Origin of the sequence: Xanthomonas sp. fls2-241-TYG-148 (assembly GCF_030208815.1) — a bacterium.
In the GTDB taxonomy this organism is placed as follows: Bacteria; Pseudomonadota; Gammaproteobacteria; order Xanthomonadales; family Xanthomonadaceae; genus Xanthomonas; species Xanthomonas campestris.
In genome coordinates this window covers 80,393-100,138 of record NZ_JARVTE010000013.1, presented here as the reverse complement: position 1 = coordinate 100,138, position 19,746 = coordinate 80,393, and the positions used below count along the sequence as shown (strand labels likewise).

Below are 19,746 nucleotides of genomic sequence, written 5' to 3'. Positions count from 1 at the left end.
TTACTTCAGTTTGGCGGCGTGTGCGCGAACGGCGAGGCGCCGTAGAAACGGGCTAAGTGTGCGGCCACGCGCGGCATCTCGCGTGCGATCACCTGCGGTGCGGAGAAGTGATACTCACTGAGCACGGCGAAGAATTCTTCGGGCGCTTCGGTGGCATACGGGTCGATGTCGGTCTGCGTGCCGGCGTCAACCTGGCGGCAGAACGCGGTATAGGCCTGCTGGAAATCGCGTGCCCAGTCGCGGTACTGCGCTGCCGGCAGCGGCGGCGTGCCGTCGAGCGCGCCATCCAGTGCATCGAGCTTGTGCGCCATCTCGTGCACCACCACGTTGAAGCCAGCGGTGGGATCGGCCAGATCGGCCTGCACATCGGCCCAACTGACGATCAGCGGGCCATGCTCCCAGGCCTCGCCGATCAGGGTGTCGTCCCAGGCATGCATGACGCCGGCCGCATCCATGTGGGTGCGCTGCACGCGGAAGGCATCCGGATACACGATCAATTGCGACCAGCCGCGCCAGCCGGCGGCGCCGATGTTCAACAGCGGCAGGCAACAGGTGGCCGCCAGCAGCACGGCATCGTGCGGGGTCAAGGTCAGCCCATGCACCGGCGAAATGGTCTTTTGCTGCAGGAATTGCGTGGTCAGTGCACGCAGGCGGTGTTGCCGCGGCGGATCGAGCGCGGCAACCCAGGCGCACTCGGTGCAGACCGCCTGCCACAGTGCATCGTCAAGGGCAGCAGGTGGCCGGCGTAGCCAGCGCAACACCCACTGGATCAGCGGAACATGCCCGGCAGGAAGCTGTGCCAGCGCGGCATCATGCGCATGCGCGGGAACAACGCATCGCCTTCGCCACCACCGCCATTGGAGGCGGGTGCAGGCTTGTGGGCCGGTGCGCGCGACGCGGCGGGTGCCTCGCCATTTGGCGTTCTGCCGCGTGCTGCCGAGTTGCTGCTGACGCAGCTCTCATGATCGCCGTCGGCCAGCTGGTCCGTTGCCAGAGCGGCGAGCGGAGCCAACAACAAGAGCAGGCAGAGCGTGAGTCGGCGCATCGTCCACATCCAGGGCAAGCGGCGTAAGTCCCCGATCATAACGTGGTTTTCACCCCATCACGCAAGCCGCGCTGGGCGCCTGGGGGAGCTTGGCGCATAATTTCACGGATCGATTTGGGGACCTTGCCGTGGACGACCGCGCGTTGCTGGCCAAACTTGCGACTGGCCGGCTCTCCGGCGACACGCTGGCGCGCGAGGCCGGGCTGACCCGCGCCGCGGTGTGGAAGCGCATTCAGAATCTGCGCGCGGCCGGGGTTGCGATCGACGGCCAGGCCGGCGAGGGCTACCAGCTTGCGGCGCCGCTGGACCTGCTCGACGCCCAGCGCGTCCGCGCTGCCCTGCAAGCCGATGCCGCCGCCGGGCTGGCGGCGCTGGAGGTGGCCTGGACGCTGGAATCCACCAACACCAGCCTGCTGGCGCGCCCGGCGCCGGAACACGGCGTGTCTGTGTTGCTGGCCGAGCGGCAGACCGGCGGGCGCGGTCGCCGGGGCCGGCAATGGGCCTCGCCGTTGGGCGCGCACCTGTACCTGTCGGCATCGCGTCGCTTCAGCGGTGGGCTCGGGCAGCTGGCCGGCTTGAGCCTGGCGGTCGGAGTGGCAGTGGCCGAGGCTTTGCGCGGGTGTGGGTTCGACGAAGTCGGGCTGAAGTGGCCCAACGACCTGCTGGCCCGCGGGCGCAAGCTGGGCGGCTTGTTGATCGAAGGCGGCGGTGAGATGGCCGGCAATGCGCGCGCGGTGATCGGGCTGGGCTTGAACGTACACATGCCGCCGGCTGCGGCTGCCAGCATCGACCAGCCCTGGGTAGACCTGGATACCCTGGCTGGCCGGCCGGTGTCGCGCGACCAGGTGGTGGCGGTCGTGCTGTCCGGGCTGATCCCCGCGCTGGCGTTGTTCGAGGCGCAGGGGCTGGCACCGTTCCTGAGCCGCTATGCCGCGCTGGACCTGCTGAGCGGGCGCGCGGTGCAGGTGGAGGAGGCCGGCAGCCTGCACCGCGGCACCGCACTTGGCCTGGCGGCCGATGGCGCGTTGCGTGTGCAGATCGGCACCGATGTGCGCCTGTTCCACTCCGGAGAAGTGAGCGTGAGACCTGCATGAGTGAGTGGCTGTTCGACCTGGGTAATTCGCGTTTCAAGTACGCGCCGCTGGACGGCACTCGCGCCGGCGATGTGCAGGCCTGGGCGCACGGCGCCGAGGCGATGGATACCGCCGCGTTGTCGGCGCTGCCCTCGGGCAGGATTGCGCACGTGGCCAGCGTGGCCGCAGCGGGCCTGACCGAGCGCGTGCTGGCCAGCCTGCGCACGCGCTTTGAGCAGGTGCGGGTGGTGCGTACCGCCGCTGCCTGTGCCGGCGTGCGGATTGCCTATGCCGACCCGAGCCGGTTCGGGGTGGACCGCTTCCTGGCCCTGCTCGGCGCGCGCGGTGATGCGCCGGTGCTGGTGGCCGGGGTCGGCACCGCGCTGACCATCGACGTGCTGGGCGCAGACGGCCAGCATCACGGCGGGCGGATCGCTGCCTCGCCGACCACCATGCGCGAGGCGCTGCATGCGCGTGCTGTGCAGTTGCCGCCTACCGGGGGTGCCTATGCCGAACTGGCCAACGACACCGACGATGCGCTGACCTCCGGCTGCGATGGCGCGGCGGTGGCCTTGATCGAGCGCAGCCTGCAACACGCCGCGTGCACCCTTGGCATGCCGGTGCGCTTGCTGGTGCACGGCGGTGGCGCGCCGCCGTTGCTGCCGTTGCTGCCCACGGCTGAATTTCGCGCTGCTTTGGTGCTGGACGGCCTGGCGACCTGGGCGACGCATTCGGCCGCGCCGTAGAATCGGCCGCATGTACGTACGCGCACTCATCGTTGTCCTGATCATCCTCAACGCCGGCGTGGCGCTGTGGTGGGCACTGCAACCGGCGTCTGTCCCGCCGGCGGCGCCGTCGCAACCGGCAGGTGTGGCGCGGCTGGAGCTGCTGCCCACGCCGCCCACTGCTGCCGCGCCCGCCGTTGCCACGGTGGCGCCAGCAGCAGCGCTCGTGCCGCCCCCGGCGGCCCCTGCAGCGCAGCCGGCTGTCGCAGCGGTGGAGAACACGCCACCGCCCACGCCGGCGGCAGCCGCCGCTGTCACCCCAGCGGTGCCGGCCGCAAGCCCGCCGCCCGCCGTTGCCGCACCCGCCGAGCGCTGTGCCAGCCTGGGGCCGTACGCGGCGCGTGCCGAGGCCGATGCGGCCTTGCCCGCACTGCGTGGGCAGGCCAGCCGTACCAGCGTGCGCGAGGACAAGGATGCGGGAGTGAGTACCTTTCGGGTGATGCTGCCGAATGTCGGCGACCGCGCCGCGGCGCAGGCGCTGGTCAAGCGCATTGCTGCGGCCGGAATCGGCGACTACTACGTCATCGCCCAGGGGGAGGACAACAGCATCGCGCTGGGGCAGTACCAGAGCCGTGAGCGTGCAGAGCGGCGCCAGGCCAGCCTGGTCAGCGCCGGCTTTCCCGCGCAACTGGTGCCCAGCGGCACCGGCCAGTCGCGCTGGTGGATCGACGTGCGCAGCAGTGCGTCGGTGTCCAGCCTGCAGCGCAGTGCGGGCGCGAGCCGGCAACGATCGCTAGACTGCACCGCGCTGCGCTAGAATGCGCACCGGCGCGCAACGCGCTTGGCCTTTGCCGGCATAGCTCAGTTGGTAGAGCAACCGCCTTGTAAGCGGTAGGTCCCCAGTTCGAATCCGGGTGTCGGCACCATAAGGTCTTTCGCTGCATCCCGGAAACGTCCATGTCTCCAGGCATTGGCCGCGCTGTGGTTCAGCGTCCCCAGAAGGCATCTTCCTGGGTTTGATCGGCCGAGAACAGCCGTACTTCGACGATCTTGCCGTCTTCGATGCGCAGCAGGTCCACGCCCGCTTGCTTGAGCGTGACGCCGTTGGCCTGGCCGGAAAATTCCAGGGTGATGGCCACCCAGTCGCCACTGGCCATGTAGTCGTCTGCACGGCTGATGGCGAAGGTGCCGTTGGAGACCTCCATCATCTTGCCCAGCATCGGCCCGACGACAGCCATGCCGCGGTGGGTGCCGGAGAACTGATGGTTACCCGGCTGGTGCCAGATCACGTCGGGCGAAATGATGCTGCCCAGCGTTGCGTGGTCACCGGTCTGGACTGCGGTGATGTAGGACTTGGCGATGTCGATGGTGTTCATGGTGCTTTCCTTGGTTGGTTGAAATGTCGGAGCGTAAGGTTTACCGGCGCTTCTGCCCGGCTGGCCGATCTGTGGTGGGAGAGAGCGGTGCGATCTGCCGCGATCCGTCAGGACATCAGGCTTTGCAGGGCGCCCGGATGCAAGGTGATCGACCAATTGACGTGAACCACGCGCCAACGTCCTTCGATGTGGCGAAAGACCTGCGTCGAATTCCACGGAGTGCCCGGCTTTTCGCCGCCCTGGCCGTCGCTCACGATGTTGCGCAGGTTGTAGTGCAGCACGGCCATGTCGCCGCCATCGCTGACCATCACGACCGGGTGGAGGTAGTCGTTGCGCAGGATCTTGAGCTTGCCCTCAAACACTTTGCGGAAATACGCCTCCACCGCGGCGTGGCCGTCCAGACGCAACTCGGTGAGGGGGTCGAAATACGACACGTCGTCGCTGTAGACCTCCAGTGCGCCATCGACGTCGCCGCGGTTCCAGCGTTCGTTGATGCCGTCGTCCACGGCCAGAATGGCCTGGGTGATCTCTGCAATATCGATTCTCATGGTCGGTCTTCTCAATCAAGCGGGACGTGGTGTAGGAGTAATTATTGGACTTGATTGGCCAGCCCGAGCGGTCCAGAGTGGACAGATGCTGATCATTTACGGACATGTTTTGAAGAGCCTACGCTAATGACGACGACCAGACGCGCACGCGCTGCGGCGGCGCAGGCGACCTCCCAGATCCTGCATCTGGCCTACCAGCCCGCCGATCCCTATCGTCTCGACCTGGAAGTCTTCACGGTTGCCGATTTGCGAACCCGTGCGACCAGGGAGGAAGTGCAGGCAACGCACCGCTACGGATTCCATACCCTGTTGTGTGTGACCCATGGCGAGTGCACCCAGCTGGTCGACTTCAAGGCCATCGCCTGCGCGCCTGGCTCGCTCCTGATCGTGCGGCCCGGCCAGGCGCACAGCTATGGCGTCAAGGACGACTGGGATGGCTGGAATGTGATCTTTCGCCAGGAGTTCGTGCTGCCGGCAGCGACAACGCCGGGCGATTTGAAGCTCGCCTTCGATCTGGGCACGTTGCCGGATCATGTGCTGCTCGGTGGCGATGATCTGAAGCGGCTGACCGATGTGATCGCGCAAATGCGCGAGGACACGCTGATGCTGGCCCCGCAAGAGGACGTCCATGCGCTGTTGCGTCATCAGCTGCATGCGCTGCTGACGCGGCTGAGCATTTTGCACGGTCGTACCCAAGTGCGGGATGTTGCAGTGTCTGCGGCGCTGCGACGTTTTCACCGGTTTCAGCAGCTGGTCGAAGACCGCCACGCACAGTGGCATCAGGTCGCGGACTATGCCGATCGCCTTGGGTGCACGGAAAAGAGCCTGGCGCGCGCAGTGCGATCGGCAATGGGCACCACCGCAAAGACCTTCATTGCCGCACGCATCAATTTGGAAGCCAAGCGCCTGCTGGTGCACACGTCGATGCCGGTTGCTGCCATCGCAGAGAAGCTGGGCTTCGATGAAGCGACCAACTTCAACAAGTTTTTCAGGCGTGAAGTGGGGTGCACGCCTTCGGACTTTCGGCGGCGTTATCGGCTTGCGGATTGATTGCATGCCACGGCAGCGCGCTGTCGCCTGCGCTGTATTCTTCAAGCCCGCCTGGCTGATGCGTCACAGATGGCCAGCATCGTGTGCGGTTGAGCCCTGAAAGCTATGCAATAGCCTCTGCATTGATTGTCGGAGTTTCCACGGCGCACGGTGAGATTGCGCGTTTTCTGGAAATCTTGCTGGCCGCACCACTTCCTCTCCCGCAAGGAGAGGCCTTTACATACGTTGCGCCGTACGCGCAAAGCGCATTGTGCAGTTTGTTGTTGTCTGCGCGCAGTACGCGCAGCAACTCAGGCCGGACGACCGGCCGATAGCAGTTCCAGCGCGGCCTTTTCGGCGTCGGTGTGGGTGGCACCGACGCGCAGGCGGTCGGCCAGTGCTGCAACGACGACGGCGTGGGCTTGGCGGAGCACGCTGTCCGCATCGGTGCTGGCATCGATGACGTGCTTGCCCGGCAGCTGCAGTGCCGCAAAGATTGCGCGGCAGCGTTCCAGGTTGTCCTGGGTTTCGAAATGATTGGGGGCATCGCCGCGTGCGCGGATGCGCGCCAGGCCGGTGGGCGGCGGCAGGTCGAGCAGCAGCAGCAGGTCCGGGCGCGGCGCGAAATCGTTGGCGGCCAGCAGCGCATCCAGTGGCAGGCCGGCGGCGCCCTGGTAGGCAACCATGGACGGGAAATAACGGTCCAGGATCACGATCTCTCCGCGCGCCAGCGCCGGGGCGATCAGGGTCTCCACATGCTCGCGGCGGTCGCGGAGCAGCAGGTCGACCTCGTCCTGGGCACTCAGCCGCCCGGTGGCGGCCGACTGCCGCAGCTGTGTGCCCCAGGGGCCGTTGGTTGGCTCCTTGCTCAGCACGACGCGCGCGCCGGCCTGCTCCAACAGCGTGGCCAGGCTCCTGGCGAGGGTGGTCTTGCCGGCTCCGTCGATCCCTTCGATCGCGATCAACAAGCCGCCTGGCGTGAGTTCGATAGTCATCACGCTACTTTAGCCGATCCCCCTGAATCCGCCGATTGCTGCGTGCAGTCGCGCGCTGGTCATTGCACCGACAAACGCATGCAGCATTCGCTGCCGTATGTGTCAGGAATGTCCCGATGCCGCCGCTCGTGCCCGGTTGTCATACTGAACAAGTCAGGCACGGTGCTCAATCGTGTAGCGTTTGAGCGACGCTTTACTGACTTCAAGGATGAAGGACGCGTCGCCGCCACCCTAGAGGCGGCATCCCCCGCGTGACGCCCTCTGCAGGCACCGTCGTGACCGGATTCCTTGACTCACTTGTGTGCGCGTTGATTGCGCACGGCCACCTTCCGCTCAGACCGGCGCGGAGGTGTAGCGATAGGACAGCAGCGTTTTCACCAGGAAGGTGATCTGGGTGGCCGAGCGCGCATCCACGCGCATGACCGGGATGCGGAAGCCTTCGGCCACCAGCGCTTCGCGGAACGGCGGCAGCAGGAATTCCTGCACCTCGTCGGTCATGGTGACGCCAACGGCGAGGCTGGCCTCTGGCGCAATCCGCGAAAATTCGCGCAGCAGCTCCAGTGTGGTGTCGCGCATTTGCGTATCGCGCGCGCTGGTCAGCACGATCACGCCCAGGGCGCCGTCGCACACCAGCGGCCACATGAAATCCAGGTATTTCTGGCCGGGTACGCCGTAGACGTGCAGCAGCTCGCCGTCTTCGAGCTCGATCGAGCTGTAGTCCAGCGCCACGGTGGTGTAGGTCTTGTCGCCGTAGGCATCCTGGCTCAGCGGCATTTCGGTGCTGACCGGCTCCACGTCGGAGATCGCACGCACCGCGGTGGTCTTGCCCGCGCCCATGCCGCCTACGAACACCAATTTGTTGGCCGGAAGACTCATGACTGCGCCTGGGAGAGAGTGAGACCGAACCGACGCGCAACCCAGGAAAAGAACCGGGAATTGCTGTTGTTCTGACGACGCGGCGTGGACGGCACGGCAATCTCCGCTGTCTGGGCAAGGCCGCTGGCCAGCGCGGCGGCGAACAGGCATTCCACCGTTTGCAGCGGCAGCTTGCAAGCATTGGCCAGCGCCTGCGGGCGCCACGGCCGGGCATGCAGGTGCGCGATGGCCAGCAACTGTGACGGCGTGCTGGTATCGGCGCTGAGTTCCGGCCATTGGCGCAGTTGCAGCGCGTGGCCCGGTTCCACCGCCGGCAGTGCCGGGCGCAGGTGTTCGGGCAGGGCGAAATACAGCGCTTCCAGCGAGATGCGTTGGGTGGCGGCGGTGCCGATGTCGCCCATTGCGCGTTGCCAATCGGGGCGATCCAGCGCAGCCACCAAGGCGGCCAGCGGCAGTGTGGCGGGCAACTCCAGCCAGCCATTGCCCGGGTCCACACGGACGCGCAGCTGCGCCTGTTGCAGCACCACCGCATCGGTACCGAATTCGCCGCGGCAATGCCGCAGCAACAGCGCCGGCTCGGCGGCCGGCGCGTGCTGTGGCGAGGACAGCAGCAGGCGTAATTGTTCGTTGAGTTCGCGCACGGTGGCACCGTGCTTGAGCCATGCGCCCGCCACCGGCGTGCGCGACACCACCAGTACCCGCACCGGCTGGCCTTGCAAGGCCTGCCACGCGGCCAAGCCATCGGCACTTTCCAGGCCCAGCACCACCACATCGGCGGCGTGCTCGGGCCACTCGCCCAGCTGCACGTCGATGCGTTCGGCGAGCAGCAGCGAGCAGGCCAGTTTCAGGCGCGTGGTGTGCAGCAGGTCCAGGCCGGCCGTGGCGACCCGCATGGTGTGGATGGGTGTGGTCATGATCTGGCGCCTGGCGGCGCATCGAGGCAGCAACGCCTGCCGGCGGGCGCCGGCAGGCCAATAGCAACGGCGCCGTGGCGCCGTTCTTTAACGATCAGCCGATCAACCGAAGTCGAGGGTCTTCTCGAACGCCTTCAGTTCGTGACGTGCCATGGCCAGGTTGGCCTTGGCGCGGTCCAGCACCACGTACAGAAACAGCGCGCCGTTGCTTTCCAGCGGACGCAACAGGTGGTACTGCTTGCTCAGGGTGATCAGGATGTCTTCGATGGTGTCGTTCAAGCCCAGCTGTTCGGCAATGCGGCGCTTGGCGCGCACTACTTCAGTGTTGCCGGCCGCAGCCAGTTCCAGGTTGAGCTCGGTACCGCCGGTCATGCCCAGCGCCATGCCGCTGTCGCTATCGACCAGCGCGGCGCCAACGAAACCGGCCAGCGAATGCAGTTGTTCCAGATTGAGTTTTGACACGAGTCGTCCTTACCAGCGTTGAGAAATGAGTGGGCGGATGCCGTGCGCACACGCAAGCACGAACAGTGCCAAGCGAGCAGTGCTACGCGGTGGCCGGCGGTGGCGTTGCCAGCGCCGTGGCCAGCCGGCCCGCGCAATCGCGTGCGTTAAACAGCAGCGCGGCGGCATTGAGATCGTTGGCGCCCACGGCGGTCAGCGTCAATGGTTTGTCGGCACGGATGCGGATCAGCACCAACTGCCCGCCACGGGTGCTGATGGTGGCGTAATCGGCTTCGCTCAGGCCCGATTCGCGCGCCAGCGTCTCGCCCAGCGTCAAAAACGAATTGGCCATGGCGGCAAGCCGGCGGCCATCGGCGTCGAGGCTGGATTGCTCGGTAATCGCGCGCCCGTCGGCGGTGGACAACATCAGCAGCCGGATCCCCGGTTCGCGCTCGATGGTCTGCGCAAATTCGCGCCCGATGCGCTGCAGGTCGTACTGATGCGACGCCCGCGCGACTTCGCCCACGGCAGCCTTGACGACCTGGTTGACGGCGTTGTGCGGCATGAAAATTTTCCCCCTGTTGCGAACGGCCTGCGCGAATAAGTGACACCGGTCCTGCGCTGGCGGGCGAACGATACCATCGGCATATGAGGGCAAAGTCATACCGGCCTCAGCTTCTTAACTGTGCGGTCAGACAAGCACAGTCCGCAAAGCTGCGCGTGCCACAAACTGCCCCGCAACGTCACTTATGACGGTGCTCACGGCAGTCATGACGACTACGCACCACGATGCAAGCGGTGTGCCGTGCTGCGCTGCCGCGCGTAGTTGCGCGATGCGACGACTAGACTGCGCGGCTTTCCCGATGCTGGAGCAATGCATGGCAACGCAGTACGTGCCGGTTTCCCTGATTGGCGTGCCCACCGACATCGGTGCCGGCCACCGTGGTGCCCGGATGGGGCCGGAGGCATTGCGCATCGCCGGGCTGCAGGAGGCCTTGGTCGGGCGCGGCGTCGAGGTGCGTGACCTGGGCAATCTGGATGGCCCGCGCAATCCCTGGCAGGCACCGCAGGCCGGGTACCGGCATCTGGACGAGGTGGTGGCCTGGAACCAGGCGCTGATGGACGCCAGCTACGCAGAGCTGTGCGCAGGCCGCATGCCCGTCATGCTGGGCGGCGACCATTGCCTGGGCATCGGTTCGATCACCGCGGTGGCCAAGTACTGCCGCGAGCAGCATCGCCCGCTGCGGGTGCTGTGGCTGGATGCGCATTCGGACTTCAATACCAGCGAGGTAACCCCGTCCGGCAACGTGCACGGCATGCCGGTGGCCTGCCTGTGCGGCCTTGGCCCGCAGGCGCTGACCCACCTGGGCGGCAGCGCGCCCGCCGTGTTGCCCGAGCAGATCCGGCAGATCGGCATCCGCTCGGTGGACCCGGACGAGAAGCGCCTGATCAAGCAGCACCGCATTGACGTCTACGACATGCGCTACATCGACGAAGCCGGCATGAAGCGCACCATGGAAGCGGCCTTGCAAGGCATGAGCGCCGATACCCACCTGCATGTGAGCTTCGATGTGGACTTCCTGGACCCCAGCATTGCGCCGGGCGTAGGCACCACCGTGCCGGGTGGGCCGAACTATCGCGAGGCCCAGCTGGTGATGGAGATGATCGCCGACACCGGGCGAATGGGGTCGCTGGATATCGTGGAACTCAATCCGGTACTGGACAACCGCAACGCCACCGCCGAGCTGGCGGTGGATCTGGTGGAAAGCCTGTTTGGCAAGTCGACGCTGATGCGAGATTGATCGGTGCCTGAACGTTTGGCCCGGCGTTCACATCAAATCCACGGTCGCGCAGTCAGATTTGGCGCCAAGCGGGGTGCATCGGCACCGGACGCGGAACCGAGGAAGACCAAATGAAGCGACTGCTGACACTGATGGTGCTGGGCCTGTTCTCGGCCGGCATGATGACTGGCTGTAACACCATGGCTGGTGCCGGAAAGGACATGCAGGGTGCGGGTGACAAGGTCGAGAAGACCGCCGACAAATGCAGCGACGGTAAGTGCTGATCGGTTTTGTTTGATCTGTTTGGTTGGTCTTGATTGATCTGCGGCGACCGCCGCGTGCCTATGAAGGAGTGAGTTTATGAAGCGTGCAATTGCATTGTTGGTGCTGTCGATGTTGTCGGTTGGAATGCTGGCGGGTTGCAACACCGTCGCAGGTGCCGGCAAGGACGTGCAGGGCGCTGGCGAGAAGGTGGAAGACGCCGCGCGCAAGTGATCCACTTGCTGCATCGGTGAACAAAAACGGGCCGAAAGGCCCGTTTTTTTTTGTGGATGACGCAATGGCGCGCGGCACTATGTGCGGGTGCAGGCATCGCCTTCGCATGCGGATGCGATGGCAACCGTTCATCGCGGTGAGTGCGCGCTCGACATCTTTTGACCTGTGCCGAACGCGGCCAGAATCAAGCTGGCGCCACGGTCAATCGCGGCCGCAAGCAGCGGAGAATCGCAATGAACACTGACATCATTTCCGGCAAGTGGACCCAGCTCAAGGGCCAGATGCAGGCCAAGTGGGGCGACCTCACCGACGACGATTTCAAGGTGGCCGAAGGCAATGCCGAGTACCTGCAAGGCAAGCTGCAGGAGCGCTATGGCTGGGACCGTGACCGCGCTCAGACCGAGGTGCGCGCCTTCGAGAAGTCGCTGCGCGACGACCGCTAAGGCACAACGCGCCCGCGCGCCCATCGGCTGAGCAGCGTGAGCAAGGGACGGGCCGCACTGCGGCCCGTCTTTCGTTCTACGCGGCACCGGCGCCAGGCGCTGGCGGATGCCCCGGCGCGGAACCGTTAAACTTGCAGGCTGATTCCCTGGCCTATGCAGATGACCACTCGCGTTCTTACCGGCATCACTCCCTCCGGCACACCGCACCTGGGCAACTACGTCGGTGCGATCCGCCCGGCCATCCAGGCCAGCACGGCTACCGATGCCGAGAGCTTCTACTTCCTGGCCGACCTGCACAGCCTGATCAAGGCGCAGGACCCGGCGCGGACGCAGCGCTCCACGTTGGAAATCGCAGCCAGCTGGCTGGCCTGTGGCCTGGATCCGGACAAGGTGTGGTTTTACCGCCAGTCCGATGTGCCGGAGACCACCGAGTTGATGTGGCTACTGACCTGCGTGGCCGGCAAGGGCATCCTCAACCGCGCGCATGCCTACAAGGCGGCGATGGACAAGAACCGCGCCGAGGGCGAGGACGAAGACGCCGGAGTCACCGCCGGATTGTTCATGTATCCGGTGCTGATGGCCGCCGATATCCTGATCTTCAATGCGCACAAGGTGCCGGTGGGGCGCGACCAGATCCAGCACATCGAGATGGCGCGCGATTTCGCGCAGCGCTTCAACCATGTGTATGGGCAGGACTATTTCACCCTGCCCGATGCGGTGATCGATGAGCAGGTGGCCACCTTGCCGGGCCTGGATGGCCGCAAGATGAGCAAGAGCTACAACAACACCATTCCGCTGTTCGCCCCGCGCGAGGAATTGCGCAAGCTGGTGTTCTCGATCCTGACCGACTCGCGTGCGCCGGGCGAGGCCAAGGACACGCAGGGCTCGGCACTGTTCCAGCTGTATCAGGCCTTCGCCACGCCGCAGGAAACCGCTGCGTTTGCGCAGGCGTTCGCCGATGGCATCAGCTGGGCCGATGCAAAGCAGCAACTGTTCGAACGCATCGATCTGGAGATCGCACCGCTGCGCGCACGCTATGAGGCATTGATGGCTGAGCCGGCCAAGATCGAGGCGACGTTGCGTGCCGGCGGTGCGCGCCTGCGGGCCCGTTATGCCACGCCGCTGCTGGCGCAACTGCGCGATGCGGTGGGCTTGCGCGATCTGTCCAGCCAGGCCAGTGCGGTGGCTCCGGCGACGACGGCAAAGGCTGCATTACCGGTATTCAAGCAATACCGCGAGAGCGATGGCCAGTTCTATTTCAAGTTGCACGATGCGGCCGGTACCTTGCTGTTACAGAGCGATGGCTTTGCATCGCCGCGCGAGGCGGGCCAGCTGATTGCGCGCTTGAAACAGGCCGAAGACACCACCCAGCTGCAACTGCCGGGTGTGCAGCTGCCAGCCGATGCGGCGCCGGTGCTTGCCGCATTGCGCGCGCTGCGCGAGGCGTGATTGTCGCCGCTTGACGTGGTCCACAGCGGAGCGCTGCGCACGCGTCTACACTTGAGGCTGCGCATGGCAATCGTGTGGTGGGCATGACAGAACCCGTCGAGCATGGCATCCAGATCATCGACACCGGCTTTGGCGGCGCGAACTTCGATGCCGCCTACCTGATCGTCGACGAACAACGCGGCGCATTTGTCGATTGCGGCACCAGTCTTTCGGTGCCGCACATGTTGGCGGCGTTGCCCCATGCCGGGCTGACGCCGGCGCAGGTGGAGTGGTTGATCCTGACCCACGTGCACCTGGATCACGCTGGCGGCGCCGGTGCCTTGCTGCAGCACCTGCCCAATGCGCGCGTGCTGGTGCATCCGCGCGGCGCGCCGCATTTGATCGATCCGGCGCGTCTGATTGCCGGCGCCACCGCCGTCTATGGCGCCGAAGCGCTGGCGCGCAGTTATGGCGAAATCCTGCCGGTGCCGGCCGAACGCGTGGTGCAGGCACCGGACGGGCATACGCTACTGCTGGGTACACGCGCGTTGCAGTGCATCGACACGCCCGGGCATGCGCGGCATCACCTGTGCCTGTGGGATGCGCGCAGCCGCAGCTGGTTCACCGGCGACACCTTCGGGTTGTCGTATCGCCAGCTCGATAGCGCGCAGGGCGCCTTCATCCTGCCGACCTCATCGCCGGTGCAGTTCGAGCCAGAGGCCATGCTGCAGTCCATCGCACGGCTGATGGCAATGGCGCCAGAGGCGATGTATCTCACCTACTATGGTCGCGTGACCCATCCGCAGCGATTGGCGCAGGCGCTGGTGCAGCAGATCCATGCGATGACCGAGATCGCGCACGGCTGTGCCGAGCGTGCCGACCGCCACCGCTGCCTGGTGGCTGCATTGACCGCGCTCTACCTGGAGCGCGCACGCCAGCATGGCTGCCCATTGGACGATGCCGCGGTGGAGCACTTGCTGGCCACCGATATCGAACTCAATGCGCAGGGATTGGCCTGCTGGCTGGACCGGCCGGTGCGCGCGGGCTGAGGCGGCGTATGGCGTGTGGTTGCGCTGCAAGTCATGGCAACCGCGTGCGAATCACTGCGCAGCACGCTTGCCCGTATCACGCAGCAACACAGCGCTACGGTTTTGCGCGCGCGCTTTGTAAACTGTCGGTCATCTTTGAGTTGCAAGGCCACGCCGTGAATCCGATGCGCATCCTGCTGTTGTCCGCCTGCCTGTTTGTGGGAGGCGTGGCGCAGGCCGCCAACGATCTGCCCGGCGGCGGGATCGATGCCGAAGCGCTGTCGCGGCATGTGCGCCTGCTGGCGTCCGAAGATTTTGAAGGTCGTGCACCGGCCAGCGCCGGCGAGCAGCGCACCGTGGATTATTTGGTCGAGCAATTCAAGGCCGCAGGGGTGCAGCCCGGTGGCGAGCAGGGCGGGTGGACCCAGGCTGTGCCGCTGGTGCGTGCGCAGGTGGATGGGCCGGTCCGCGCGACGTTGCATGTGGGCGGCAAGGACCAATCTCTGGTCAACGGCACCGATGTGACCTTGCAGAGCCTGCGGCCGATCGACTCGGTGGCATTGAAGAATGCGCCGCTGGTGTTCGTGGGCTACGGCATCAGCGCGCCGGAACGGCAGTGGGACGACTACAAGGGCGTGGACCTGCGCGGCAAGATCGCGGTGGTGCTGATCAACGATGCCGACTTCGCTACGCCGCAGCCGGGCGCATTCGACGGCAAGGCGGTGACCTACTACGGCCGCTGGACCTACAAGTACGAAGAAGCCGCGCGCCGCGGCGCGGCCGGTGTATTGATCGTGCACGAGACCGCGCCGGCCGCGTATGGCTGGGCCACGGTGCAGAGCTCCGGCCTGTCGCCGCTGTTCGATATCGAACGCAATGATGCCGACGCCCGCGCGCAGCACGTGCCGGTGCGTGGCTGGATGCAGCGTGCATTAGCGGAATCGTTGTTCCAGCGCGCCGGCCTGGATTTCGAGCAAGCCAAACAGCGTGCGCAGCAGCGCGATTTCGCACCGATCGCGCTGGGCGATGCACGCCTGTCGGTGGACTTCAAGCTCAAGCGCGAGCGGGTGGTAACCCACAACGTGGTGGGCAAGCTTACCGGCAGCCAGCATCCGGATGAGACGGTGATCTTCTCCGCGCACTGGGATGCGTTTGGGGTTGGCAAGGCCGATGCAAGCGGCGACACGATCCGGCGCGGTGCGGTGGACAACGCCACCGGCGTGGCCAGCGTGCTGGAACTGGCGCGCGTGTTCGCTGCCGGCCCCAGACCGCAGCGCACGCTGTACTTCATTGCGTTGACGGCCGAAGAGAAGGGCCTGCTGGGTGCCAACTACTACGCGGCACATCCGCTGGCGCCGTTGGACAAGACCGTGGCGGTGCTCAACATGGAGATGTTCAGCCCGGATGGCCCGACCCGCGATATCGCCTCCTGGGGCCGTGGACGGGTGTCGCTGGAGGGCGATCTGGAACAGGCGGCCAAGGCGCGTGGGCGCACGTATTCGCCGGACCCGAATCTGGAAGCGGGCTTCTTCTACCGCGCCGATCATTTCGCGTTTGCCCGCATGGGTGTGCCGGCGATCACCGCAGGCCCGGGCCTGGACATGCTCGACGGTGGCGTGGCTACCGGCAAGGCGCTGCGCGATACCTACTTTGCGCAGTGCTATCACCAGCCCTGCGATCGCTGGACCCCGCAATGGGATGCCAGCGGCCATGCGGCCGACACCACGCTGGTCTATGACGTGGGCGTGGCGCTGGCCAACAACCGGCAATGGCCGAGCTGGCAGGACGGTTCGGAATTCAAGGCGATCCGTAGCAAGAGCGATGCGGCACGCAAGTAAGCGCGGCGTGGTGCTGGTGCCCGGCGCGGTGGTCAGGCCCGGGCGTCGCTGAGTGCAGATGCACCTTCAGCTGTATCGCGCACGCCGCCAAAGGATTGCGGCAGTGCCCAAGCAATCTGACCCTCAGCGGCACGGGTAGCGTTTGGCCAGCGCCTGCAGGATCAGGCCGGGAGCGGGCTCTTCCAGACGCTTCAACGGCAGCGCCGCAAGATCGGCAATGATCGACTGCAAGTCCGGCGGGCCGGCCTTGCCTGCGGGCATGCACCACTTGGTGCGATAGCCGGTGCTGGCGACGCCGAGTACGTACGCGCCGGCGCGGCTGGCCGAGACCATGACCTTGAGTTCGGGCTGCCCGGGTGCGTCGATTTCCGGTGCCAGCGAACCGTCCAGTCCGGCATCGATCAGCGCCTGCCCGGTGAGTTCCCACGGCTCGGGCGTGCGCGCCGCTGCAGTGGTGGAGAGCAGGCTCAGGGCGGCCAAGGCCAGCAAGGTGATGCGACGCTGCATAAGCATTCCATCGTGATGAGAGTCGGTAGGCACCATAACGTGCGCGGCAGGCGAGCGCATGCGGCACGAGAGCGTGTGCAGGTGCTCTAGAATTGAAGCTTCCGCTGCACTTGGCATGTCCGATGTCTTCCTCTCACAACGCTGCCGCGCCTGCGCCTGCGCGCAACGGGCTGGTCGTTCTCGCGCTGCTGCTGGTCTACGTGGTGTGGGGCTCGACGTACCTGGTGATCCGCTTCGCCCTGGCCGGCGGCGCGCAACCGCTGACGATGGTGTCCGGCGCGCGCTTCATCGTTGCCGGCACGCTGTTGTATGCGGTGCTGCGCTGGCGTGGCGTGGCCGCACCGACACCTGCGCAATGGACGCATGTGGCCTTCATGGGCGCGGCGCTGTTGCTGTTGGGCAACGGCATGGTGGTGCTGGCCGAGCGCAGCGTGTCGTCGGGCCTGGCGGCGACCGCAGTGGCATCGGTGCCGTTGTGGATGGCCTTGTTCGGCGCGTTGCGCGGCCAGCACGCCAGCCGCGGCGAATGGCTGGGCATCGTGATCGGATTTCTTGGGGTGGTCTGGCTCAATGCCGGCAGCAGCCTGACCGCCACGCCGGGCGGGCTGGTGTTGTTGCTGATCGCGCCGATCGGCTGGGCGTTCGGCTCGGTGTGGTCGCGTGGGCGTGATCTGCCGACCCCGTTCATGACCGCCGCCGGGCAGATGCTGTGCGGCGGCGTGTTGCTGGTGAGCACCGGCCTGTTGCTGGGCGAACGCCCGCACGCCTGGCCCACCACGCAGGGCCTGCTGGCGGTGGCCTACCTGTGCGTGTTCGGCTCGATCGTGGCGTTCACCGCGTACGTGTGGCTGTTGCATCACGTGCGCCCGGCGCTGGCCGGCAGCTATGCGTACGTCAACCCGGTGATTGCAGTGAGCCTGGGCGCCTGGCTTGGCCACGAACGTTTCAGTGCGCACGACATCGGCGCGATGGCGGTGATCCTGTGCGGCGTGCTGGTGGTGACGCTTGCCAAGGCGCGCCGATGAGCGCGGTGTCGCCGGTCGAAGCGCGCCGCGGGTTGTTGATCACCGCCTCCACCTTCGTGTTGTGGGGCGTGATTCCGCTGTACTGGCATGTGCTCAAGGCGGTGCCGTCGCTGCAGATCATTGGCCATCGCATCGTCTGGAGTGCGCTGCTAGTGGTGGCGTGGCTGGTGGCCACCTCCGGCTTGCGCTGGTGGCGCACGATCGCCGCGCAGCCGCGCGCGCTGGCGATGCTGGCCGGCAGCAGCGTGGCGATTGCCTTCAACTGGGGCCTGTATATCTGGGCGATCAACGCCGGGCATGTGATCGAAAGCAGCCTGGGCTACTTCATCAACCCGCTGCTGAGCGTGCTGCTGGGCGTGGTGGTGTTGAAGGAGCGCCTGCGGCGCCTGCAATGGGTGGCGGTGGCATGCGCGGCGCTGGGCGTGCTGTGGCTGACGCTCGATGCGGGCGCGCCGCCGTGGATCGCGTTGGGGCTGGCGAGTTCGTTCGGGTTGTATGGCTTGCTGCGCAAACTGGTGGCGGTGGATCCGGTGGCCGGCCTGGGCGTGGAAAGCGTGTATCTGTTCGTGCCGGCACTGCTGCTGGTGGGCTGGGGCGAGTACGGCCACGGCGGCGGTTTTATCGGCAGCTGGAGCCTGGGCACCGATGCGATGCTGATCTTCGGCGGCGTGGTCACCGCCTTGCCGTTGATCGGGTTCGCCTACGGTGTGCGGCGCATTCCGCTGTCGCTGGTGGGCATCCTGCAATACATCGCGCCGAGTCTGCAGCTGCTGCTGGGCGTGTGGTTCTTCCATGAGCCGTTCGACCAGGGCCGTGCGATTGGATTTGCCGCGATCTGGCTGGGCTTGTTGTTGTTTGTCGGCGACAGCGTGTGGCGTGCGCGCAGGCCTGCGGCGTCGCGCTGAGCGCGGAGCGTGTGGCATGCAGGTGTGAGAGTCCGCGCGGACGTGGTCGTGTGCTTGATGCACCTGCGCGTGCGGGACTCGATGTGCGATCTGGTTTCGCTACGCGCGTATCGTCGCGCAGTGCTCTGAAGCGACGGCCTGCCCTGCGATCAGCTACGCGGCGGCGTTGCGGCCGCCGCTGCTACAGCAAGCGTGGAGGCCGGCAGTGCCTGCGGGGCCGGGCAAGTGCCGCGGTCCTGTTGCGTTTGCGCCAGCCAGGCATCGATCGGCTGCGCCAGCAGGTCCAGGCGCAACGGCAGGCTCAGATGGTCTTCGTCATGCAGCTCGAGGTAGTGCGCGCGCGGGCTGGCCAGGGCGAGGGCACGGCCATGCGCCACCGGAATGTGCTGATCGGCATCGCCATGCAACAGCAGCACGCAGCTGCGCGTGGCGGCCAATGCCTGGGTGACGTCGACATGGTCCAGATCCAGCTGTAATTGCGTGTCTGCCGCGGCAATCACCGCATCGATGTCCTGGCCGCCATAGCGCCAGCGCGCATACGCTGCCACCGCCTGCCCACGCCAGCCGTTGGGCTGGCTGGCGAGCAGGTGCGGCACCATGTCGCGAATGCCGCGCCCGGCATTGGCGAAGGATTCCATGGCCACCACGCCGGCCACGCGGTCGCCCAGTTTGTCGGCGGTGAACAGCGCGGTGGCCGCGCCGTAGGAAATCCCGAACAGGTACAGCGGGCCCTGAATCTCGCCGCGCGGCTGCAGTGCATTGATCACATCGATGACGTCGTCGGACTCGCGCGTGCCGTAGCCGGACGGGCCACCGCCGGAATGGCCGTGGTTGCGCAGGTCGATGGTGACCACGCGGTAGCCGGCCTGCGCCAACTCCAACGACCACGGCAGCAGCGAGTCGCCATCCATCATCCAGCCGTGCAGCAGCACTACGGTGCCGCGCGGTGTGGCCGGCGCGGCCGCGGTGGGCGCGGTGAAGCTGAAATCCACGTCCAGCGCATGCGCCGGGTCATGCCGCTGGCCGCGGTAGCGGTAGCGCATGGCGTACTGGCCCGGGTCGATTGCGCGCCAGAAGATCGGCACCTGGTCGCGGGTGACCACGTGCCCGCTGCGGCTGGGCACGCTGGCGATGGTGGCGGCAATGCGTTCTTCGTCCAGCAACGGCGAGGTGCCGCCGGGCGCGACCAGGCGCTCGCTCAGCGAGGTGGAGGACGAGGAACAGCCGGCCAGCCAAAGGCAGGCGCAGGCCAGCAGGAGCAGGCGCGTCATGGC

Annotated in this window: 24 protein-coding genes and 1 tRNA gene; 14 read left to right on the top strand and 11 right to left on the bottom strand. The window is 66.3% G+C overall.

Going from position 1 to position 19,746, the window contains the following annotated elements:
• Nucleotides 1-5: 5 nt before the first annotated feature.
• Both QRM60_RS14425 and QRM60_RS14420 read right to left on the bottom strand, forming a co-directional pair.
• Nucleotides 6-761: a M90 family metallopeptidase gene (locus QRM60_RS14425; RefSeq protein WP_285446441.1), complete on the bottom strand. Its 756-nt coding sequence runs from the start codon at nt 759-761 to the stop codon at nt 6-8.
• 8 nt (nt 762-769) lie between these two features.
• Nucleotides 770-1,084, bottom strand: coding sequence for a hypothetical protein (locus QRM60_RS14420; protein ID WP_040942016.1), 315 nt, complete (start codon nt 1,082-1,084; stop codon nt 770-772).
• Nucleotides 1,085-1,134: 50 nt separating this feature from the next.
• On the opposite strand from QRM60_RS14420, the gene birA reads away from it, so the two are divergent.
• The 4 genes from birA (at nt 1,135) to QRM60_RS14400 (ending at nt 3,769) form a co-directional block, all read left to right on the top strand.
• On the top strand, nt 1,135-2,139 hold the full coding sequence (birA, locus tag QRM60_RS14415; protein ID WP_343237653.1) for a bifunctional biotin--[acetyl-CoA-carboxylase] ligase/biotin operon repressor BirA: 1,005 nt from the start codon (nt 1,135-1,137) through the stop codon (nt 2,137-2,139).
• A complete protein-coding gene (locus QRM60_RS14410; RefSeq protein WP_115573750.1) occupies nt 2,136-2,864 on the top strand; it encodes a type III pantothenate kinase in 729 nt (242 codons plus the stop codon). The genes birA and QRM60_RS14410 overlap by 4 nt, the downstream gene beginning before the upstream one ends.
• A 10-nt stretch (nt 2,865-2,874) precedes the next feature.
• Nucleotides 2,875-3,660: an SPOR domain-containing protein gene (locus QRM60_RS14405; RefSeq protein ID WP_285446439.1), complete on the top strand. Its 786-nt coding sequence runs from the start codon at nt 2,875-2,877 to the stop codon at nt 3,658-3,660.
• Nucleotides 3,661-3,693: 33 nt separating this feature from the next.
• A tRNA-Thr gene (locus QRM60_RS14400) sits at nt 3,694-3,769 on the top strand.
• Nucleotides 3,770-3,829: 60 nt separating this feature from the next.
• Here QRM60_RS14400 and QRM60_RS14395 read toward each other — a convergent pair.
• Entirely contained in the window at nt 3,830-4,219 is a 390-nt protein-coding gene (locus QRM60_RS14395; RefSeq protein ID WP_012439509.1) for a nuclear transport factor 2 family protein, read from the bottom strand.
• Between the two features lie 107 nt (nt 4,220-4,326).
• Nucleotides 4,327-4,767, bottom strand: coding sequence for a nuclear transport factor 2 family protein (locus QRM60_RS14390; RefSeq protein ID WP_042595656.1), 441 nt, complete (start codon nt 4,765-4,767; stop codon nt 4,327-4,329).
• A gap of 54 nt (nt 4,768-4,821) precedes the next feature.
• Between QRM60_RS14390 and QRM60_RS14385 the strand changes: the two genes are divergently transcribed.
• Complete coding sequence (locus QRM60_RS14385) at nt 4,822-5,817, top strand: helix-turn-helix domain-containing protein (protein WP_238151560.1); 996 nt, start codon at nt 4,822-4,824, stop codon at nt 5,815-5,817.
• A 290-nt stretch (nt 5,818-6,107) separates the two neighbouring features.
• On the opposite strand, the gene tmk is transcribed toward QRM60_RS14385, so the two are convergent.
• From tmk to QRM60_RS14360, 5 genes are all read right to left on the bottom strand, one after another.
• Complete coding sequence (gene tmk, locus QRM60_RS14380) at nt 6,108-6,791, bottom strand: dTMP kinase (RefSeq protein WP_042595654.1); 684 nt, start codon at nt 6,789-6,791, stop codon at nt 6,108-6,110.
• 333 nt (nt 6,792-7,124) lie between these two features.
• The gene (locus QRM60_RS14375) at nt 7,125-7,667 is read right to left on the bottom strand and encodes a GTPase (RefSeq protein WP_042595653.1); all 543 of its coding nucleotides are present in this window, start codon (nt 7,665-7,667) and stop codon (nt 7,125-7,127) included.
• Nucleotides 7,664-8,581 carry a hypothetical protein gene (locus tag QRM60_RS14370; RefSeq protein WP_042595652.1) on the bottom strand — a complete coding sequence of 306 codons (918 nt, stop codon included), beginning with the start codon at nt 8,579-8,581 and terminating at the stop codon, nt 7,664-7,666. Before QRM60_RS14370 ends, QRM60_RS14375 begins: the two co-directional genes overlap by 4 nt.
• A gap of 102 nt (nt 8,582-8,683) precedes the next feature.
• Entirely contained in the window at nt 8,684-9,043 is a 360-nt protein-coding gene (locus tag QRM60_RS14365) for a hypothetical protein (protein ID WP_011039002.1), read from the bottom strand.
• Between the two features lie 82 nt (nt 9,044-9,125).
• Nucleotides 9,126-9,587: a roadblock/LC7 domain-containing protein gene (locus QRM60_RS14360; protein ID WP_285446438.1), complete on the bottom strand. Its 462-nt coding sequence runs from the start codon at nt 9,585-9,587 to the stop codon at nt 9,126-9,128.
• Between the two features lie 313 nt (nt 9,588-9,900).
• Between QRM60_RS14360 and rocF the strand changes: the two genes are divergently transcribed.
• The 7 genes from rocF to QRM60_RS14325 all read left to right on the top strand — a co-directional run bounded on the left by rocF (nt 9,901) and on the right by QRM60_RS14325 (nt 16,035).
• Nucleotides 9,901-10,824, top strand: coding sequence for an arginase (gene rocF, locus QRM60_RS14355; protein WP_103700858.1), 924 nt, complete (start codon nt 9,901-9,903; stop codon nt 10,822-10,824).
• A 110-nt stretch (nt 10,825-10,934) separates the two neighbouring features.
• On the top strand, nt 10,935-11,087 hold the full coding sequence (locus tag QRM60_RS14350; protein ID WP_011038999.1) for an entericidin A/B family lipoprotein: 153 nt from the start codon (nt 10,935-10,937) through the stop codon (nt 11,085-11,087).
• Between the two features lie 76 nt (nt 11,088-11,163).
• Entirely contained in the window at nt 11,164-11,298 is a 135-nt protein-coding gene (locus tag QRM60_RS14345) for an entericidin A/B family lipoprotein (protein ID WP_011270059.1), read from the top strand.
• Nucleotides 11,299-11,531: 233 nt separating this feature from the next.
• The gene (locus QRM60_RS14340) at nt 11,532-11,741 is read left to right on the top strand and encodes a CsbD family protein (RefSeq protein WP_011038998.1); all 210 of its coding nucleotides are present in this window, start codon (nt 11,532-11,534) and stop codon (nt 11,739-11,741) included.
• A 159-nt stretch (nt 11,742-11,900) separates the two neighbouring features.
• Nucleotides 11,901-13,190 (top strand): tryptophan--tRNA ligase, encoded by a 1,290-nt coding sequence (locus tag QRM60_RS14335; RefSeq protein ID WP_161960434.1) that lies wholly within the window; start codon nt 11,901-11,903, stop codon nt 13,188-13,190.
• A gap of 83 nt (nt 13,191-13,273) precedes the next feature.
• Nucleotides 13,274-14,218 carry an MBL fold metallo-hydrolase gene (locus tag QRM60_RS14330; protein WP_285446437.1) on the top strand — a complete coding sequence of 315 codons (945 nt, stop codon included), beginning with the start codon at nt 13,274-13,276 and terminating at the stop codon, nt 14,216-14,218.
• 164 nt (nt 14,219-14,382) lie between these two features.
• Nucleotides 14,383-16,035, top strand: a complete 1,653-nt coding sequence (locus tag QRM60_RS14325; RefSeq protein WP_285446453.1) for a M28 family metallopeptidase — start codon at nt 14,383-14,385, stop codon at nt 16,033-16,035.
• Nucleotides 16,036-16,158: 123 nt separating this feature from the next.
• Here QRM60_RS14325 and QRM60_RS14320 read toward each other — a convergent pair whose 3' ends face one another.
• Nucleotides 16,159-16,542 carry a Rap1a/Tai family immunity protein gene (locus QRM60_RS14320; protein ID WP_042595648.1) on the bottom strand — a complete coding sequence of 128 codons (384 nt, stop codon included), beginning with the start codon at nt 16,540-16,542 and terminating at the stop codon, nt 16,159-16,161.
• A 122-nt stretch (nt 16,543-16,664) separates the two neighbouring features.
• On the opposite strand from QRM60_RS14320, the gene yedA reads away from it, so the two are divergent.
• A complete protein-coding gene (gene yedA, locus QRM60_RS14315; protein WP_042595646.1) occupies nt 16,665-17,567 on the top strand; it encodes a drug/metabolite exporter YedA in 903 nt (300 codons plus the stop codon).
• Entirely contained in the window at nt 17,564-18,472 is a 909-nt protein-coding gene (rarD, locus tag QRM60_RS14310) for an EamA family transporter RarD (protein WP_012439498.1), read from the top strand. Before yedA ends, rarD begins: the two co-directional genes overlap by 4 nt.
• A 149-nt stretch (nt 18,473-18,621) precedes the next feature.
• On the opposite strand, the gene QRM60_RS14305 is transcribed toward rarD, so the two are convergent.
• Nucleotides 18,622-19,743: an alpha/beta fold hydrolase gene (locus tag QRM60_RS14305; protein ID WP_011038989.1), complete on the bottom strand. Its 1,122-nt coding sequence runs from the start codon at nt 19,741-19,743 to the stop codon at nt 18,622-18,624.
• Between the last annotated feature and the right edge of the window lie 3 nt (nt 19,744-19,746).

What these genes read in the sequence shown, in the direction of transcription:
- QRM60_RS14340 (WP_011038998.1), top strand. Translation starts at nt 11,532, where the DNA reads ATGAACACTGACATCATTTCCGGCAAGTGGACCCAGCTCAAGGGCCAG.
- tmk (WP_042595654.1), bottom strand. Translation starts at nt 6,791, where the DNA reads ATGACTATCGAACTCACGCCAGGCGGCTTGTTGATCGCGATCGAAGGG.
- yedA (WP_042595646.1), top strand. Translation starts at nt 16,665, where the DNA reads ATGTCTTCCTCTCACAACGCTGCCGCGCCTGCGCCTGCGCGCAACGGG.
- QRM60_RS14420 (WP_040942016.1), bottom strand. Translation starts at nt 1,084, where the DNA reads ATGATCGGGGACTTACGCCGCTTGCCCTGGATGTGGACGATGCGCCGA.
- QRM60_RS14330 (WP_285446437.1), top strand. Translation starts at nt 13,274, where the DNA reads ATGACAGAACCCGTCGAGCATGGCATCCAGATCATCGACACCGGCTTT.
- QRM60_RS14305 (WP_011038989.1), bottom strand. Translation starts at nt 19,743, where the DNA reads ATGACGCGCCTGCTCCTGCTGGCCTGCGCCTGCCTTTGGCTGGCCGGC.
- QRM60_RS14390 (WP_042595656.1), bottom strand. Translation starts at nt 4,767, where the DNA reads ATGAGAATCGATATTGCAGAGATCACCCAGGCCATTCTGGCCGTGGAC.
- QRM60_RS14370 (WP_042595652.1), bottom strand. Translation starts at nt 8,581, where the DNA reads ATGACCACACCCATCCACACCATGCGGGTCGCCACGGCCGGCCTGGAC.
- rarD (WP_012439498.1), top strand. Translation starts at nt 17,564, where the DNA reads ATGAGCGCGGTGTCGCCGGTCGAAGCGCGCCGCGGGTTGTTGATCACC.
- QRM60_RS14335 (WP_161960434.1), top strand. Translation starts at nt 11,901, where the DNA reads ATGACCACTCGCGTTCTTACCGGCATCACTCCCTCCGGCACACCGCAC.
- QRM60_RS14375 (WP_042595653.1), bottom strand. Translation starts at nt 7,667, where the DNA reads ATGAGTCTTCCGGCCAACAAATTGGTGTTCGTAGGCGGCATGGGCGCG.
- QRM60_RS14350 (WP_011038999.1), top strand. Translation starts at nt 10,935, where the DNA reads ATGAAGCGACTGCTGACACTGATGGTGCTGGGCCTGTTCTCGGCCGGC.
- QRM60_RS14395 (WP_012439509.1), bottom strand. Translation starts at nt 4,219, where the DNA reads ATGAACACCATCGACATCGCCAAGTCCTACATCACCGCAGTCCAGACC.
- QRM60_RS14320 (WP_042595648.1), bottom strand. Translation starts at nt 16,542, where the DNA reads ATGCAGCGTCGCATCACCTTGCTGGCCTTGGCCGCCCTGAGCCTGCTC.
- QRM60_RS14405 (WP_285446439.1), top strand. Translation starts at nt 2,875, where the DNA reads ATGTACGTACGCGCACTCATCGTTGTCCTGATCATCCTCAACGCCGGC.
- QRM60_RS14360 (WP_285446438.1), bottom strand. Translation starts at nt 9,587, where the DNA reads ATGCCGCACAACGCCGTCAACCAGGTCGTCAAGGCTGCCGTGGGCGAA.
- QRM60_RS14410 (WP_115573750.1), top strand. Translation starts at nt 2,136, where the DNA reads ATGAGTGAGTGGCTGTTCGACCTGGGTAATTCGCGTTTCAAGTACGCG.
- QRM60_RS14325 (WP_285446453.1), top strand. Translation starts at nt 14,383, where the DNA reads ATGCGCATCCTGCTGTTGTCCGCCTGCCTGTTTGTGGGAGGCGTGGCG.
- rocF (WP_103700858.1), top strand. Translation starts at nt 9,901, where the DNA reads ATGGCAACGCAGTACGTGCCGGTTTCCCTGATTGGCGTGCCCACCGAC.
- QRM60_RS14345 (WP_011270059.1), top strand. Translation starts at nt 11,164, where the DNA reads ATGAAGCGTGCAATTGCATTGTTGGTGCTGTCGATGTTGTCGGTTGGA.